Consider the following 15,066-nt stretch of genomic DNA (forward strand, 5'->3'; position numbering starts at 1 on the left):
GTTGTTGTTGCTTCCTGCTAGGGATTGCCCCTCACCCCAGATTCAATTCCTTGAAGAAGTCGTTACCCTTGTCGTCGATGATGATGAAGGCCGGAAAATCCACCACCTCGATGCGCCAGATCGCTTCCATGCCGAGCTCGGGATATTCCACCACCTCGACCTTCTTGATGCAGTGCTCGGCGAGGTTCGCCGCAGCACCGCCGATCGAGCCGAGATAGAAGCCGCCGTGCTTCTTGCAGGCCTCGCGCACCGCGACCGCGCGGTTGCCCTTGGCGACCATCACCATCGAGCCGCCCGCCGCCTGGAACTGGTCGACGAAGGAGTCCATGCGGCCTGCGGTGGTCGGGCCGAATGCGCCGGAAGCATAGCCGTCCGGTGTCTTGGCCGGACCGGCGTAATACACCGGATGGTTCTTGAAGTAATCCGGCAGCGGCTCGCCCTTCTCCAGCCGCTCGCGCAGTTTGGCGTGGGCGGAATCGCGCGCGACGATCATGGTGCCGGTCATCGAGACGCGCGTCTTGATCGGATAGTTCGACAGCGTCGCCAGAATTTCCTTCATCGGCTTGTTGAGGTCGATCTTCACGACTTCGCCGCCGAGCGACTGTTCGACCGCCGGCAGATACTGCGCCGGGTTATGCTCCAGCTCTTCGAGATAGACGCCGTCCCTGGTGATCTTGCCGAGCACCTGGCGGTCCGCCGAGCAGGAGACGCCGAGCCCGATCGGCAGCGAGGCACCATGGCGCGGCATCCGGATTACGCGCACGTCATGGCAGAAATACTTGCCGCCGAACTGCGCGCCGACGCCGAGCGACTGCGTCATCTTGAGGATTTCCTGCTCCATCTCCAGATCGCGGAACGCGTTACCGTCCGCCGAGCCGTGGGTGGGCAGCGCATCGAGATAGCGGGCCGACGCCAGCTTCACCGTCTTCATGCAAAGCTCGGCGGACGTGCCGCCGATGACGATGGCGAGGTGATATGGCGGACACGCCGCGGTGCCGAGGGTGAGCACCTTCTCCTTCAGGAACGCCAGCAGGCGGTCTTTGGTGAGAACGGATGGCGTCGCCTGGAACAGAAAGCTCTTGTTGGCGCTTCCGCCACCCTTGGCCATGAACATGAACTTGTAGGCGTCGTCACCCTCGGCATAGATCTCGCACTGCGCCGGCATGTTGTTGGCCGTGTTCTTTTCCTCGTACATCGACAAGGGAGCGACCTGCGAATAGCGCAGGTTACGACGCAGGTACGCATCGCGCGCGCCTTCGCTCAACGCCGCCTCGTCGTCGCCGTCGGTGATGACGTTGCAGCCCTTCTTGCCCATGATGATCGCGGTACCGGTATCCTGGCACATCGGCAGCACCCCGCCGGCGGCGATGTTGGCGTTCTTCAGGAAGTCGAAGGCGACGAACTTGTCGTTGTCGCTGGCTTCCTTGTCTTCCAGGATCGAGCGCAACTGCTTCAGGTGGCCCGGCCGCAGATAGTGATTGATGTCGCCGAAGGCAGCCTCCGACAACGCCCGCAGCGCCTCGCGCGACACCACCAGCATGTCCTTGCCGAGCACCTTCTCGACCCGCACGCCCTCAGCCGTGACCTTCTTGTAGGGGGTGGTATCCGGCCCCAGCGGAAACAGCGGCGTATGCTTGTAGGGCGGAACGGGTTTTTGGTCAGGAAAAGCGGTCGGAGCGTTCATGTCGAAATCTCGGGTTGGAGCCGGCGGCGGCCAGAACGGCGCCGCAGCAATAGACCCGTTCTAAGCATTTTTCGACCAAAAGGAAGGTTTTGCTGGCGTGCCGGATGCGGCCGAATCCGGGCATTGCGGCCGCCCATCGGCGATTGAACCGTTCCGGGTCCATTTCAGACAAACCCGAGATTTCCGATGGTCCCCGCACAGACTTGCGATTACAAATGAACTCCGCAACCACAGTATCCGATGCAGCGTCCATCCCGGCGCGCCCGCCGCGGCTGCTCGGGCTTTATCTGCTTCTTATCATCATGGCCGCGATCGAAGCCTTCGAAGGGCTGTCGCACGCACCGATGTTGTTCGGCGACATGTCGGAGATTCCCGGGCCCGGCCTCGGCGGCGCGATCATCAAGGCATGTATCGCCAGCCATCCGGTGCTGGCGCTGGCGGCGTTGGCGTTCGCCACCGTCGGCCGCCTGCGTTACGCGATCATGGCGCTCGGCGCGCTCGTGCTGATGAACTGGCTGAACGAGATGCCCTCGGTGGTACGGCACGGGCTGGAGTTTCGTGGTGTCTCCGCCTTCGAGACGCCTGTCCGGATCATCGCGTTTCCGCTGATGGCCGCCTGCGCCATCGCGCTTGCCGCACGCGGCCAGCGGCTGGGATTCGCCACCATGCTGGTCAGCGTTCCCACGCTGTACGGCGTCTTTGCCGTGATCGCCTTCGGGATCGGCGTCATCCTCTACGGTTTCTGAGAAGCAAGTTGACTTCCGCACGCGGCCCTTGCAGGAAATCCGCACGCGGGATTCAATGGCGCAAAGGGGCATTCACAATGGCTTTGGGACCACAATTTCGCCGACCGACCTTGCTTGCCGCCACGCTGGCGCTGGTTGCGACGGTCGGCGCATCGCCGGCACGGGCCGACCGCTGCGAGGACACCGCCAAGGAACTGAAGAACCAGATCGACGGCCTCAAGATCAGCATGAACACCGGCAACATGATTTATCTGGCGCATCCGGCGGCCAAGGAATTGTCGCTCGGCTGCCGCGGCCGCAATTATTCCGTCGAGCTCTACGCCAAGACCGACCGCAAGCCGAAACCCGAATTCTTCGCCCTCGTCGCGTCCGCCGGCGCCATCATCTTCACGATCCCGAAGCCCGACGTGGTGACCGGCTCCTCGCGCTGCATCAAGCGCATGGGCTTACTCCGCGGCGACAAGGTTTCCATGCGCTTTCGCCGCCTCAACATGGAATGCACGCGCACCAAGACCGAGGCCTCGATCGTGGTGACCCGTGGCAAGGACGAGTAGCCACTCCCGATCGGTCGCATTCTAACGATTCCGCGAGCCGTCCGTTCACCATCGGACGGGATTGACGGGGTCGGCGCGGGATTGCCGCGCGGGATTCACCAATCTTTCGTTTCATGCCGGCCAGTGTCGGAGGCAACCAAGAGGATGCTTCCGATGGATGTCTCTGCTGTTCCCGCAACGGTCGTGGTCAAGGCGCCTGAAGTTCCCGTGTTCAAGGCTCCCGACAAGACCCCCGACGTGCAGAACGGCGCCGCCGCCGACGGCACCCGCACGTCGCAGCCGACGCTGGTTGCCCCCCTGCCGCCCGGACAGGGAACGCGGATCGATCGGTTGGCTTGATCTTACAGCGCGCACGCTGTCGTCGCCCACCTTGTGCCAATTGCGCACTGGAACGGGCGATCCAGTATTCCAGAGGCGTGAGCGATTCGATCGATAGGCCGCGGCGTACTGGATACCCGCTTTGAGCGGGATGGCAGTTGCGCGAAAACGTGGTGCTTAACTTCCTCCCAACGCCGCAAGTTTGCCGAAGAATCGCGCGATCACGTTGACCGTGGGGCGGCCGGAACCCGCGCATGATCGCAAGACTTCTGCTGCAAAACACCATCACTGGCGTCGTGCTCGGCGCACTGCTGTTCGCCTCGGCCGGGACGCTGGATTGGCCGGCGGCGTGGGCGTTCCTGGCCGTCAGCGCAATCATCGGCCCGGCCTGCGGATTATGGCTGGCAAAGACCGATCCCGCCCTGCTCGCCGAGCGGATGCGGCCGACGTTTCAGGCCGACCAGCCGGCCGCCGACAAGAAATTCATGCTTGTCTTCGTCCTGGTAGCGCTCATCTGGCTAATCGCCATCGGACTGGACCGGCGTGCGCATGCCTCCGACATTCCACTGGCGCTGCAAATGGTGGGGCTTGCGATGTACCTGCTCTCGACCGCCTTCATCATGTGGGTGTTCCGCGCAAATTCCTTTGCCGCGCCCGTCGTGAAGGTGCAGGCCGCGCGCCAGCATCACGTCGTCTCGAGCGGCCCCTATGCCTTCGTCCGCCATCCCATGTACAGCGGCATCATGTTGTTCTTCGTAGGCGTCCCGCTATTGCTGGGATCATGGTGGGGCGTGGCGATCGCGCCGGTATTCGCCGTGCTGTTCGCTATTCGCGCCCGCATCGAGGAGCGCGCCTTGGTCGAGGGGCTGCCCGGCTATGCTGACTATGCCGCGCGCGTGCGCTATCGTCTGGTGCCAGGCGTTTGGTGAGAGAAGGCTTTGGTGAGAGACCAGGAGGTGGACTCGGATGCCCGATAGCAAGACCTACACCGGCGGCTGCCATTGCGGCCAGGTGCGCTTCGAATGCACCAGTGACCTTGCGATGGTCACCGCGTGCAATTGCTCGATCTGCACCAAGAAGGGCCTGCACTTCACCTTCCTCGATCCGAAAAGCTTTCATCTTCGCGCCGGCGAAGAAAATCTGAAGGAATACCTCTTCAACAAGCACGCCATCCACCACCAGCTCTGCGTCGATTGCGGCGTCGACGTCTTCGCGCGTGGCAAGAAGCCCGACGGCAGCGACGTGGTGGCGCTCAATGTGAGCTGCATCGACGGCATCGAACTGTCGAAGCTGGAGATGACGCCGGTGGATGGCAGGAGCTTGTGACTACTACTCGTCATGCCCGGGCTTGACCCGGGCATCCACGTCTTGACGACATCAGCAAGCAAAGCGTGGATGGCCGGGTCCCGTCTCCGCCAAGGCCATGAGTGTGATCTGCTCGCTGAAGCCTTAGCGAAGGCGGTAAGCCCGGGCATGACGAACGAGAGAGCTAGGACGCCTCACCCATCCAGCGCCTTGTACCTGCGGAAAATCCCCTCCTCGTTGAACGCAATCCGCCGGTCGCTCGCCAGATACGCCTTGATGTTCGGCCGCGCCGCGACGCGGTCGCGTAGATCGACCAGCCCGGGAATTTTCCGTTCGAACGCCTTCATGCGTTTCGGAAAGGCGTAGCGAAGTCCCTCGACGATCTGGAACAGCGACAGGTCGACGTAAGTGAGGCGGCGGCCGGTGATGTAGGTGCCGCCATTGGCCGCCAGCAGGTCCTCGAAATAGCCGAGATATTTCGGCACGCGCTCCTTCCAGAACTCCTCGGTACGTTTCTTCGCCGGCGCTTTCTGGTCCTCGTAGTACAGCGAGGGCCCGAGCGGATGATGCGTGTCGTGCACTTCCAGCACCAGATCGGCGATCGTGAGCTGCAATTGATGTACCCAGAGTTTGCCGGCCTCCGACTTCGGCGCCAACCCGTGCCGTGATCCCAGATAGAGCAGGATGTTGGCGGTCTGCCCGATCACGAGCTTTCCGTCTTTGAGGAACGGCGGCGCGAAGGGCGGCGCTCCCTTCCGCGTTTCCATCATTCGCATCATTGCGGCCATGCCGTTGCCACGGCGCGCGACATCGGCGTAGCGGGCGCCCGCCTCCTCCAACGCGAGGCGAACATATTCGCCGCGGCCTTGAATCATCGGCCAGTAATAGAGCTCGTAACGCATCGATGGCACCTCCGCTGCCGGCTTTGACCGATATAACAAATCATCCCGCGGTTCGTTCGTCACGCTAAACGGTGTGCCCGTGCAACCGTCGCAGCATGAACGCGGCGCGTCGATCTCCACAGATCCGAATCTGTCCGAATGCGAGCGGGCGTGTTAGGTTGCTTCGTGTTTCAAGCGTCGATTTTCTCAACACGACAGGAGAATGGGATGGCGGACAACAAGAAGAAGCGCGGCGGGACGGATCGTGGGCTGATCGCATTGAGCGAGCCTCACGAGGTCGCTTATTGGTCGAAGAAGTTCAAGATCACGCCGGCCAAACTGAAGTCCGCCGTCAAGAAAGCGGGACGCTCCGCGAAGAACGTCGAAGCCTACATCAAGCTGCAGAAGCACAAGGCCTCCGACAGGGCACGGATCGCGGTGAGCCAGCCCTATGAAGTCAGCTACTGGTCGAAGAAGTTCAAGGTCACGCCCGCCAAACTAAAAGCCGCAGTCGCCGTTGTCGGGCATTCATCGAAAGCAGTCGGCGCCCATCTCGCCAAGGGTAAGGCTGCGAAGAAGTCGAAGAAGAGCGCCAGTAAAACGACAAGGAAGCGCGCAAAGAAAAAGGCCGCCTAGAGGCGGCCTTTATCACGAGACCTTCGCATCGGCATCAGCGCCGATCGCCGGGTACGTCGTCGACCTGGGCGATGCGTGAGGATCGCTCAGTAGCCGCAGGTCGGCCTTAATCGTCGTCATCGTGCCAGCGGCGCATCGTGCGATGGCCGTGCGTTCGCGGACAATGCTCCGCATGTATGGTCGTCCGCGATCAGCGTCGATGCGGACGCTGCGCCGCTCGTAAATTGTCCGCCTACGGCCATCGTCGGTCGTGATCGTATCGACGCGGGTGTGAACGCCGTTCGACGAGTTGGAGCTGGAATTCGACGACGTGTTGCCGGCCAGCGCCACCGTCGTCGGCGCCAAGACGGTCAAAATTGACGCGACAAGCAGTCGTTTCATGGCAAAGCCTCCGATTCCGATCAAAACTCGCCAGACAATCAGGAGTTCCGCAATCGATTGCCGGGATTGCCCGAATTAGAAAGTAGCCCGCATGAGTTCCGCGACCGCCCAAATCCTTGCGCGGCTTATTGGAGGGCAAACCGGCCGTTACCCCATCTATGTCAAATCTCCCTCTCCCGGGGAGAGGTGATCTTGGCGAACCTGCCGCCTGTCAATTCGCCGCGAAGCAATACATCAGCCCGTCGCCGCCGGTGCTCTTCAGGTCGGCCTGTGAGCAGCCGCCATCCGGGCCGCGCGAGGGGTGCGACGTGTTCCAGGACTTTGACGGCTCATCGTCGCGCAGACCCTTGCGGTCGAAATGGCCGACCATCGCGGCGCCTTGCGTGCTGCTCGTCCAGTTTTTGCAGGTGCGGTCCTCGCCGGCCGCAAACGCGGTGCCGTCCGCCTGCGATCCCGTCAGCACATCGTGGCGGTTCGGCGAGTCGCCGGCACCGCTGATGACCTCGCCCTTTTCGGAGAGCGCGGTCTGCTTGGTGAGGTTGTTGCTGGCGCTGTGGAGATCGGCGACGTCCTTGGCGACCACGACGCCCTTGGCATTCTTCCACGGCCCCTTGCCAATGCGATCGCGCGCATTGACGGCAGGCTGACCGTCGGCGGCCTGCGTCGAGAGATAGGCGCGCCAGGTCTTGCCGCCCGCGCCAGCTGCCTGCGCTAACGTCTGGCAATGATTGTCGGCGCCGGCGAGCCCGCCGAGATTGCCACCATTGCCGATGCCGTTGCTGGTCAGGAAGAAGCTGGTATCGGCCGATTGCGCCTGCGCGGGCGCGCTGGCGAGAGCCGATATGGCGGCAAGCGCAAAGCATGCCGGCGAGATGACTCTGACGAAGCTCTTCATCTGGTTTCTCCCTTTTGTTTTTGGTTCGTTGTCATCAACACGTCGTGGCAGGCATTATTCCGGCCTGAGATCAAGCTGGCATCCCGCAAAGAAAAAGGCGCCGCGGAACGAACCGCAGCGCCTTCGTCATGATGTTCGGGCGATTAGCTGGTCTGTTGGATCGCCGAGAGTTCCCAATCGCTGCCGCGACGACGGGCGAAGGTCCAGACCTCGGTGGCTTCGGTCGGGGTTTCGCTGCCCGCAACCAGACGGCCGGTGGTGCGCTCCAGGGTCTTGTCGACCAGCGAGAACCGCATCGCCACGCTGGCGTAGTCGGTTTCGCCTTCGCGCCAAGCTTCCGCGAGGTCGCCCTGCAACAGCTTGACGTCGGACACCTTGTTGACGTCGTTGTTGGCCTTGTTCGCTTCGAGATCCTTGGAGAAGTAGGACACCATCTCCGGCGTCGCCAACGTATGAAGCTTTGCGACGTCCTCGTTCGACCACGCGGCCTGGACTTCGCCGAGCAGACGCTCGAAGGCCTCATAATCGGCCGGCTGGATTTCCAGCGCCGGCTGGCTCGATCCCAGCCCAAAGCCGCCCAGTCCGGAGCGGAAGCTGCTCTGAGCACCGGGGCCTTCGGCAGGCCCACCGGGGGCCGGCCCGTTCGCGTAGGCGGACGCCGGCGTATGGCGACGCTGCCACCACGACATTGCCAGCCGCACCACGATCACGATCAGGGCGATCTGCAGCAGGAGGCCGATAATCGACGATAGGCCGCCGAGGCCGGAGAACAATCCACCGCCGAACAGCATGCCAAGCAGGCCGGCGCCAAGGAAGCCCGCGGCGAGACCGCCAAGCATGCCCATGCCGGGCCGGTTGAAGAAGCCGCCCTTATTGGCCGCGCCGGCAGCCGCCGGTGCGCCCACTCCGGGCGTGCCCGGCTGGGTAAAGGTACGGTTCATGGGTTGCGCCGTGCCCGGAGCGGTGGTCGTGCTCGGTGGCGCAGAATAGGTCTTCGATCCCCGCGAACCCGAGCTGCTGCCGCCGCCAACGCGGGCGTCAGCCGCCGAGATCGTGATCGCCAGGGGAACCGCCACCGACAGGACAATGGCGAAAGCCCTTACAATTCCGCGCGCAGTCTGCGTGAAATTCATATCTTTTTCCTCATTCCCCTCCATGGGGAAGTGCACCTAAGATGGGCAGAGCCACCCAAAAGTGAAGCAAATATCAGGAACTACGGCTGCGGCCCTCAGTCGCGGGGATGTGACGATTTGGCCGTGAACTCCGCATTCACCATGCGCAAGCAGGCTTTCGCTAGGCTTTTACGTGGCCGTCATCGTCTCCTTGACCTTTTCCACCAGCGCGCTAAGCGCGAACGGTTTTGGCAGGAAGGCGAACTGCTCGTTTTCCGGCAGGCTCTTGTCGAAGGCCTCTTCGGCGTAGCCGGAGACGAAGATGATCTTGAGGTTCGGGTTGCGCTTGCGCATTTCGCGCAACAGCGTCGGGCCGTCCATTTCCGGCATCACGACATCGGAGACAACGAGATCGACGGCGCCGTCCTTTTCGTCGAGCGCCTCCATTGCCTCGATGCCGTTGGAGGCTTCGATCACGCTGTAGCCGCGCGAACGCAGGCCGCGCGCGTTCAGCGAGCGCAGGCCGTCCTCGTCCTCCACCAGCAGGATGGTGCCCTGCCCGGTCAGATCGGGCCGCGGCTTCGGCGGCTCGGCCGCGCCTTCCCTGGCCGCGCCATTAGTGGCCGCCGCCTCCGGCTGCGCTTCCAGTTCGGGCCGGTGACGCGGCAGGAAGATGCGGAACGTGGTGCCTTCGCCGGGCGTGGAGTCGACATAGACGAAGCCGCCGGTCTGCTTGACGATGCCGTAGACCGTCGAGAGACCGAGCCCGGTGCCCTTGCCGACTTCCTTGGTCGAGAAGAACGGCTCGAAAATCTTGTCGACGATGTCGGGTGGGATTCCGGTGCCGGTGTCGGAGATGTCGATCCGCACGTAATCGGCGTCCGGCATGCCCTTGTGCGAGAGCTGCGCGGCTTCGTCCGCCGTCACATTGGCGGTCCGCACCGTCAGCTTGCCGCCATCGGGCATCGCGTCGCGCGCGTTGACCGCGAGATTGACGACGACCTGCTCGAACTGCGAGACGTCGACCTTGACCGGCCAGAGGTCGCGGCCATGCACGAGGTCGAGCTTGACCTTTTCGCCGATCAGCCGCCGCAGCAGCATGGTGAGATCGGAAAGCGCGTCGCCGAGGTCGAGCACCTGCGGCCGCAGCGTCTGGCGGCGCGAGAACGCGAGCAGTTGCCGCACCAGCGTCGCGGCGCGGGTCGCGTTCTGCTTGATCTGCATGATGTCCTGGAACGACGGATCGGTCGGCTTGTGCGCATTCAACAGGAAGTCGTTCGCCATCATGATGGCGGAGAGCACGTTGTTGAAATCGTGCGCGATGCCGCCGGCGAGCTGGCCGACCATGTCCATCTTTTGCGACTGGTTGATCTGGTTTTCCAGCGTGCGCCGCTCGGTGGTCTCCAACAGGTAGACGATCGCGGCCTCGGTGTCGCGCTCGTCCTCCTCGACCGCGGTGACGAAGAACTGCCCCCAGCGCTCCTTGGCGCCGTCGAGCATGGCCTCGACGGGCGCGATGTCGCCCTGCCCTTCGGCGGCCTGGTTGATCGCCGCGATCAAAAGGCCGCGGTCGCGCGCATTCACGGTGCGGAAGATCGACTTGTTGGCCGCACCATCAGGGCTGAGATTCTGGGCCAGCTTGGCGAAGCGGGCATTGGCGCGGACGACAGCGCCGCCGCGGTCCACCGTCGCAATCGCCATCGGCGTATGGTCGAAGAACCGCATGAAGCGGACTTCGGCGGCGCGCTCGGGGTCGGAATGTTCGTCGCGCGCGCGGCTGATCACCAGCGTGCGCGACGAGCCCGGTGAGCCGTCGGCGCCGAAGGCGAGCTTGTGATAGAGCCGCACCGGCATGGTCTTGCCGCCGCGCATGCGCAGGTCGATGTCGAACACTTCGGTTTTGACTTCGCCCGGCACCGCCACGATCGAGGTCAGAAGCGACGCGCCGTCGCCGGAGACGATATCGGAGAGCTTCAGCCCGCCGGACCCGATCTCGGCGAGATCGTAATCCAGCCAGTTCGCCAGCGTGGCGTTGACATAGATGACGTCGCCGGCCGGATTGACCGAGAAGAAGCCGCATGGCGCGTGGTCGAGATATTCGATCGCATGCTGCAGCTCCCGGAACACATCCTCCTGGCGCTCGCGGTCCCGCGTGATGTCGGCGATCGACCACACCGCATATTTGGCTTCGCGCTTGTTCTGGCCGAGCGGCCGCACCCGCATCCGCAGCCAGCGGCCCTGCGCACCGTCGGAGCCGGCGATGCGGACCTCCTCCTGCTGCCGCTTGCCTTCGCGGGCGGCCTTGAGCAGGCGGAATACGGCCTCCGAGACGTCGGGATTGCCGATGAAGACACGCTCGACCGGCCGCACGTCCTGCCGGCTCGCGGCCCCGGTCAGCGCCAGATAGGCGGCGTTGGAATAGACCACGTGGCCCTTGGGGTCGGTTACCGCCAGCCCGTCATGGGCGTGATCGGCGATACGGCTCATTACGGGGTCGTCGGAGGTGCGGTCCATGAAACGGACGATGCCGGCGGCAAAGGCGAACAGGTTGAACAGGCCGACCATGGCGAGCAACGCCAGCACACCCAGGATATAGGGCTGGGCCTGGGCTCGGCCGATGGTCATCAGCGCGACCGCCACCGCCACAATGCCGGCGGCCACCAGCAGCACCAGCATGATGCTACCTCCCCGCCGCGCCGGTTCGTGGGCCGCGAAGGGCTCGGTAGGCGGACGGCGGCTGTCGGTTTCGGCGGTCATCTGAAGAGGCGCTGCCCTTCGGCAAAGAGGAGACGGGCGGATTCGCACGCCCCTCCTGAGTGCCTGAATCGGACCTGCAAGTGCAAGTCCATCAGGCGGTTATTTGACAGGTTGAAGGCATTTCAAGGCGTTTTTCCAGCGGTTCCCATCACATTCTCCGGGTGCCAAGCCCGTTCTTGAGGCGCATGACGTAGCCGATGATCTCGGCGACCGCATGATAGTGCTCGACCGGAATCTCCTCGTCGATGTCGACGGTGGCATGGAGCGCGCGCGCCAGCGGCACGTTCTCCACGATAGGAATGTCGTGTTTCTTGGCGATTTCCCGGATCTTGAACGCGACGTTGTCGACGCCCTTGGCGACGCAGACCGGCGCCGACATGCCGCGCTCGTAGGACAGCGCCACCGAATAGTGGGTCGGGTTGGTGATGACGACGCTGGCGTTGGGAACAGCGGCCATCATGCGCTTCTTCATGCGCTGCTGGCGCAACTGCCGGATCTTGCCCTTGATGTGGGGGTCGCCTTCGGACTGCTTGAACTCGTCCTTGATCTCCTGCAGGGACATCTTCTGGCGCTCGAACCACTGCCGGTACTGGAAAAAGTAATCGGCGATCGCGACCGCGGCCAGCATCGCCACCACTGCGCCCATCAACTGCAGCGTCAGGTTGGTCGTGACGCCGAGGATCGCCGAAGGATCGAACCGCAGGAACGATTCGAGCCGAAGACGCTCGGGCCACAGCACCGCCATCATGACAGCGCCGAGCGCGATCAGCTTGAACAGGCCCTTTAAGAAATTCGCCAGCGCCTGCTTGCCGAAGATGCGCTTCAGACCGGCGCCTGGAGATACCTTGCTGAACTTCGGCTTGAGCGATTCCGACGACCACACCAGCCGGTGCTGGATCATGTTGCCGGCGATCGCGGCAAGCGCCAGCATCAACAGCGGCACGCCGATCGCGCCGAGCACGGCATAGCCCAGCGTATTGCCCAGCGCGAGCAGCGCCGCGCCATCGGTGCGGAGCTGGCCCGCATTGGCGATCAGGTTGCGCAGTGGCATCAGGATGCCGCCGCCGATCGCCCCCGAGAACGTCGACAATATCAGCGTGGCGCCCGCGATGATGAACCAGGTGTTGACCTCCTGGCTCTTGGCGACGTCGCCCTTCTCCAGCGCATCGTCGAGACGTTTTTGCGTAGGGTCTTCTGTTTTGTCGTCGGAATCGTCGGCCATCTCGGCGCTCTAGCTTCTTGTTTGAGCATGGTTTCCGCGCAAACGCGATCCGCGTTTGTCGCGAGGGAAAACCAGTACCCACGTTTTCGGATCAAGCTTTACTTCAGCGGCGTCAGCTCGTGCATCACGCCGATGAAGTAGTTGAGATAGGTTCCCATCATCGCCGACAGGACGAGGCCGAAGATCAGGAATCCGATCATGATCGACAGCGGAACGCCGACGAAATAGACCTGCATCGCCGGCATCAGCCGCGCCAGCACGCCAAGGCCGATGTTGAAGACGAGACCAAACACCAGGAATGGCGCGGAGAGCTGCATGCCGATCTTGAAGGCGGTGGCGAAGGCGCGCGTGGCAAGCGCCGCCACATCGCCGCTCGACATCAATTCGCCCGGCGCGAAGATCCGGTAGCTCTCGTTCAGCGCCGCGATGACGAGGTGATGGGTGTCGGTGGCAAACAGCACCGTCATGCCGAGAATGGAGAGGAAGTTGCCGATCAGAACGCCCTGCTGTCCCTGCGTCGGATCGACGGCGGTGACGAAGCCGAGGCCGAGCTGCTGGGCGATCACCGAGCCCGCCACCGCAAGCGCAGCCAGCGTCACCCGCGCGGTGGCGCCGAGCACGATGCCGATGACGATCTCGTGCACCATCAGCACGCCCAGCGAACTCATCGAGGTCAGGTCGACCTGATAGGCGGCGCGGTGCAGCGGCAGGATGATCAGCGTCAGGAGAAGCGCGATCCCAAGCTTGATGCGCACCGGGATGTTGCTTTCGCCGAACCCCGGCAACAGCATAACCATCGCGCCCACGCGGGCGAACACCAGCATAAAGGTGGCGGCAAGGGCCGGCAGCAGGGATATGTCGACGCGCATTCATCGACAATGCATCAACCGCCTATGATTCGCGACGATATCCGCATCATGTAGCCGTGCAGCGAATCCGCCATGAACGGCAACGCCAGCAATAGCGTGACGAAGATCGCGAGGATCTTCGGCACGAAGATCAGCGTCTGTTCCTGGATCTGGGTCAGCGCCTGGAAGAGCGACACCACGACGCCGACCACGAGGCCGATCACCATCAAGGGTGAAGACACCACCACGATGGTCCAGATCGCATCGCGCGCCACGTCGAGGGTTTCGGCACCGGTCATTGCAAACCTTCCTTGTTCGAGCTCCCCACCGTCATTGCGAGGAGCGAAGCGACGAAGCAATCCATCTTTCTGCGACACGATGGATTGCTTCGCTTCGCTCGCAATGACGAATCTCATGATGTCCCAGCAGAGGTCAGATCGGCATCTTCATGATGTCTTCATACGACTGGATCACGCGGTCGCGCACCGACACCAGCGTCGAGACCGCGACGTCGGTTTCCGCCACCGCCGTCACCACGTCCATGACATTGGCCTTGCCGGAGGTCATCGCCATGGCCTGCGAGTCGGATTTCTTGCCGGCTTCCAGCACGCTTCCGACGGCGTCCTTGAGCAGCGCGCTGAAGGACGGGCCGCCGGTGGACTGGTTGCCCTTCTCGGCGCCGCCGGTCTCCACGATGCGCGAAAGCGCGGCATAGGCATTTGCTGCAACGGTTGGTGAAGCCATTTTCTATGGTTCCTGTTCAAGCCTTGAGGATGTCGAGCGTGCGTTGAATCATCCGGCGCGTGGCGCTGATGATGTTTAGGTTGGCCTCGTAGGACCGCTGCGCCTCGCGCATATCGGTCATTTCGACCAGCGGATTGACGTTCGGATATTTGACGTGACCGGCCGCATCCGCCGCCGGATTGCTTGGCTCGTGCTTGACGCGAAACGCGGACTGGTCGGTCCTGACCTTGCCGAGCGTCACCACCCTTGCGTCCAGCGTGCGATCGAGCGCGGAGGAAAAGGTCGGCACCTTGCGGCGATAGGGATCGCCGCCGGCCGTCGGCGACGTCGAGTCCGCATTGGCGATGTTTTCCGAGATCACCCGCATCCGTCCCGCCTGCGCGCGCAGGCCGGAGGTCGCGATACTCATCGAGCGGGCGAAATCGCTTGCCTCATCTGCCATGATCCGGTTCTCCTAGTCGGGCTGCGTCAGCGTTTACCGATGGCGGTTTTGAGCAGGCCGAGGCTGCGGGTGTAGAGCGACGTGGCGGCGGCATAGTCCATCTGGTTGGCCGAGACCTTCAGCATCTGGTCTTCGAGGTTGACCGCATTGCCGGCAGGCTTGGTCAGAAAGCCGCTCTTGCCGCCGTCCCCCCTGAAACTCTGTCCGCCGCCGGAGACGGCCATATGGGTCGCGCTGGTGCGCATCATGGCGAGCGAACCCATCGCGCCGCCGAGATTCGCGCCCTTGTTGTCGAACTTCGGTTCGACCAGGTCGCTCGGCCTGAAATTCGGGGTGTTGGCGTTGGAGACGTTTTCGGCGAGCACGCGCTGGCGCTCCTGGTGCCACTGCATCTTGGTTCGCAGCGCCGACAGGATCGGAAGATCGTTGATGGCCATCGAGCTGTTCCCCGTTAACCTCTGGCCGCCGCCGCGAGGTAGGCAGAATTTGCCCGGTGTATGGTTAACGGCTGGTTAAAATCGCCCGCGGAGGACCTCGGACA

The 15,066-nt window shown here is 63.1% G+C and carries 18 protein-coding genes; 6 read left to right on the forward strand and 12 right to left on the reverse strand.

Annotated elements, in window-relative coordinates:
• Positions 1-31: 31 nt before the first annotated feature.
• Entirely contained in the window at positions 32-1,684 is a 1,653-nt protein-coding gene (locus ACH79_RS40410) for a fumarate hydratase (protein WP_161855723.1), read from the reverse strand.
• Between the two features lie 215 nt (positions 1,685-1,899).
• Between ACH79_RS40410 and ACH79_RS40415 the strand changes: the two genes are divergently transcribed.
• From ACH79_RS40415 to ACH79_RS40435, 5 genes are all read left to right on the forward strand, one after another.
• Complete coding sequence (locus ACH79_RS40415) at positions 1,900-2,430, forward strand: hypothetical protein (RefSeq protein WP_161855724.1); 531 nt, start codon at positions 1,900-1,902, stop codon at positions 2,428-2,430.
• A gap of 77 nt (positions 2,431-2,507) precedes the next feature.
• Positions 2,508-2,984, forward strand: a complete 477-nt coding sequence (locus ACH79_RS40420) for a hypothetical protein (RefSeq protein WP_161855725.1) — start codon at positions 2,508-2,510, stop codon at positions 2,982-2,984.
• Positions 2,985-3,137: 153 nt separating this feature from the next.
• Complete coding sequence (locus ACH79_RS40425) at positions 3,138-3,323, forward strand: hypothetical protein (protein WP_161855726.1); 186 nt, start codon at positions 3,138-3,140, stop codon at positions 3,321-3,323.
• A gap of 233 nt (positions 3,324-3,556) precedes the next feature.
• Positions 3,557-4,231, forward strand: a complete 675-nt coding sequence (locus ACH79_RS40430; protein WP_161855727.1) for an isoprenylcysteine carboxylmethyltransferase family protein — start codon at positions 3,557-3,559, stop codon at positions 4,229-4,231.
• 37 nt (positions 4,232-4,268) lie between these two features.
• The gene (locus tag ACH79_RS40435; RefSeq protein WP_161855728.1) at positions 4,269-4,628 is read left to right on the forward strand and encodes a GFA family protein; all 360 of its coding nucleotides are present in this window, start codon (positions 4,269-4,271) and stop codon (positions 4,626-4,628) included.
• Positions 4,629-4,801: 173 nt separating this feature from the next.
• Here the strand turns inward: ACH79_RS40435 and ACH79_RS40440 are convergent, their stop codons facing one another.
• The gene (locus ACH79_RS40440; RefSeq protein WP_161855729.1) at positions 4,802-5,509 is read right to left on the reverse strand and encodes a glutathione S-transferase; all 708 of its coding nucleotides are present in this window, start codon (positions 5,507-5,509) and stop codon (positions 4,802-4,804) included.
• 207 nt (positions 5,510-5,716) lie between these two features.
• On the opposite strand from ACH79_RS40440, the gene ACH79_RS40445 reads away from it, so the two are divergent.
• Positions 5,717-6,124, forward strand: coding sequence for a DUF3606 domain-containing protein (locus tag ACH79_RS40445; RefSeq protein ID WP_161855730.1), 408 nt, complete (start codon positions 5,717-5,719; stop codon positions 6,122-6,124).
• A 12-nt stretch (positions 6,125-6,136) separates the two neighbouring features.
• On the opposite strand, the gene ACH79_RS40450 is transcribed toward ACH79_RS40445, so the two are convergent.
• The 10 genes from ACH79_RS40450 to flgB all read right to left on the reverse strand — a co-directional run bounded on the left by ACH79_RS40450 (position 6,137) and on the right by flgB (position 14,962).
• Positions 6,137-6,505: a hypothetical protein gene (locus tag ACH79_RS40450; RefSeq protein WP_161855731.1), complete on the reverse strand. Its 369-nt coding sequence runs from the start codon at positions 6,503-6,505 to the stop codon at positions 6,137-6,139.
• A 211-nt stretch (positions 6,506-6,716) separates the two neighbouring features.
• Positions 6,717-7,400, reverse strand: a complete 684-nt coding sequence (locus tag ACH79_RS40455) for a lectin (RefSeq protein ID WP_161855732.1) — start codon at positions 7,398-7,400, stop codon at positions 6,717-6,719.
• A 143-nt stretch (positions 7,401-7,543) separates the two neighbouring features.
• Positions 7,544-8,533: a Tim44-like domain-containing protein gene (locus tag ACH79_RS40460; protein ID WP_371419336.1), complete on the reverse strand. Its 990-nt coding sequence runs from the start codon at positions 8,531-8,533 to the stop codon at positions 7,544-7,546.
• Positions 8,534-8,701: 168 nt separating this feature from the next.
• The gene (gene cckA / locus ACH79_RS40465; protein ID WP_161855734.1) at positions 8,702-11,269 is read right to left on the reverse strand and encodes a cell cycle histidine kinase CckA; all 2,568 of its coding nucleotides are present in this window, start codon (positions 11,267-11,269) and stop codon (positions 8,702-8,704) included.
• 148 nt (positions 11,270-11,417) lie between these two features.
• Complete coding sequence (gene flhB / locus ACH79_RS40470) at positions 11,418-12,491, reverse strand: flagellar biosynthesis protein FlhB (RefSeq protein WP_161855735.1); 1,074 nt, start codon at positions 12,489-12,491, stop codon at positions 11,418-11,420.
• A gap of 98 nt (positions 12,492-12,589) precedes the next feature.
• Complete coding sequence (gene fliR / locus ACH79_RS40475) at positions 12,590-13,360, reverse strand: flagellar biosynthetic protein FliR (RefSeq protein WP_161855736.1); 771 nt, start codon at positions 13,358-13,360, stop codon at positions 12,590-12,592.
• Between the two features lie 14 nt (positions 13,361-13,374).
• Positions 13,375-13,638 (reverse strand): flagellar biosynthesis protein FliQ, encoded by a 264-nt coding sequence (fliQ, locus tag ACH79_RS40480; protein WP_161855737.1) that lies wholly within the window; start codon positions 13,636-13,638, stop codon positions 13,375-13,377.
• Between the two features lie 133 nt (positions 13,639-13,771).
• Positions 13,772-14,083 carry a flagellar hook-basal body complex protein FliE gene (gene fliE, locus ACH79_RS40485; RefSeq protein WP_065754841.1) on the reverse strand — a complete coding sequence of 104 codons (312 nt, stop codon included), beginning with the start codon at positions 14,081-14,083 and terminating at the stop codon, positions 13,772-13,774.
• A gap of 16 nt (positions 14,084-14,099) precedes the next feature.
• Entirely contained in the window at positions 14,100-14,525 is a 426-nt protein-coding gene (gene flgC, locus ACH79_RS40490; RefSeq protein WP_161855738.1) for a flagellar basal body rod protein FlgC, read from the reverse strand.
• Positions 14,526-14,551: 26 nt separating this feature from the next.
• Positions 14,552-14,962, reverse strand: a complete 411-nt coding sequence (flgB, locus tag ACH79_RS40495; RefSeq protein WP_161855739.1) for a flagellar basal body rod protein FlgB — start codon at positions 14,960-14,962, stop codon at positions 14,552-14,554.
• Positions 14,963-15,066 lie beyond the last annotated feature (104 nt).

The organism is Bradyrhizobium sp. CCBAU 051011, assembly GCF_009930815.1.
GTDB lineage: Bacteria > Pseudomonadota > Alphaproteobacteria > Rhizobiales > Xanthobacteraceae > Bradyrhizobium.

Bases quoted from the DNA above. Each gene is read 5' to 3' on its own strand.
- ACH79_RS40410 (WP_161855723.1), bottom strand. From the start codon at position 1,684: ATGAACGCTCCGACCGCTTTTCCTGACCAAAAACCCGTTCCGCCCTAC.
- ACH79_RS40415 (WP_161855724.1), top strand. From the start codon at position 1,900: ATGAACTCCGCAACCACAGTATCCGATGCAGCGTCCATCCCGGCGCGC.
- ACH79_RS40420 (WP_161855725.1), top strand. From the start codon at position 2,508: ATGGCTTTGGGACCACAATTTCGCCGACCGACCTTGCTTGCCGCCACG.
- ACH79_RS40425 (WP_161855726.1), top strand. From the start codon at position 3,138: ATGGATGTCTCTGCTGTTCCCGCAACGGTCGTGGTCAAGGCGCCTGAA.
- ACH79_RS40430 (WP_161855727.1), top strand. From the start codon at position 3,557: ATGATCGCAAGACTTCTGCTGCAAAACACCATCACTGGCGTCGTGCTC.
- ACH79_RS40435 (WP_161855728.1), top strand. From the start codon at position 4,269: ATGCCCGATAGCAAGACCTACACCGGCGGCTGCCATTGCGGCCAGGTG.
- ACH79_RS40440 (WP_161855729.1), bottom strand. From the start codon at position 5,509: ATGCGTTACGAGCTCTATTACTGGCCGATGATTCAAGGCCGCGGCGAA.
- ACH79_RS40445 (WP_161855730.1), top strand. From the start codon at position 5,717: ATGGCGGACAACAAGAAGAAGCGCGGCGGGACGGATCGTGGGCTGATC.
- ACH79_RS40450 (WP_161855731.1), bottom strand. From the start codon at position 6,505: ATGAAACGACTGCTTGTCGCGTCAATTTTGACCGTCTTGGCGCCGACG.
- ACH79_RS40455 (WP_161855732.1), bottom strand. From the start codon at position 7,400: ATGAAGAGCTTCGTCAGAGTCATCTCGCCGGCATGCTTTGCGCTTGCC.
- ACH79_RS40460 (WP_371419336.1), bottom strand. From the start codon at position 8,533: ATGAATTTCACGCAGACTGCGCGCGGAATTGTAAGGGCTTTCGCCATT.
- cckA (WP_161855734.1), bottom strand. From the start codon at position 11,269: ATGACCGCCGAAACCGACAGCCGCCGTCCGCCTACCGAGCCCTTCGCG.
- flhB (WP_161855735.1), bottom strand. From the start codon at position 12,491: ATGGCCGACGATTCCGACGACAAAACAGAAGACCCTACGCAAAAACGT.
- fliR (WP_161855736.1), bottom strand. From the start codon at position 13,360: ATGCGCGTCGACATATCCCTGCTGCCGGCCCTTGCCGCCACCTTTATG.
- fliQ (WP_161855737.1), bottom strand. From the start codon at position 13,638: ATGACCGGTGCCGAAACCCTCGACGTGGCGCGCGATGCGATCTGGACC.
- fliE (WP_065754841.1), bottom strand. From the start codon at position 14,083: ATGGCTTCACCAACCGTTGCAGCAAATGCCTATGCCGCGCTTTCGCGC.
- flgC (WP_161855738.1), bottom strand. From the start codon at position 14,525: ATGGCAGATGAGGCAAGCGATTTCGCCCGCTCGATGAGTATCGCGACC.
- flgB (WP_161855739.1), bottom strand. From the start codon at position 14,962: ATGGCCATCAACGATCTTCCGATCCTGTCGGCGCTGCGAACCAAGATG.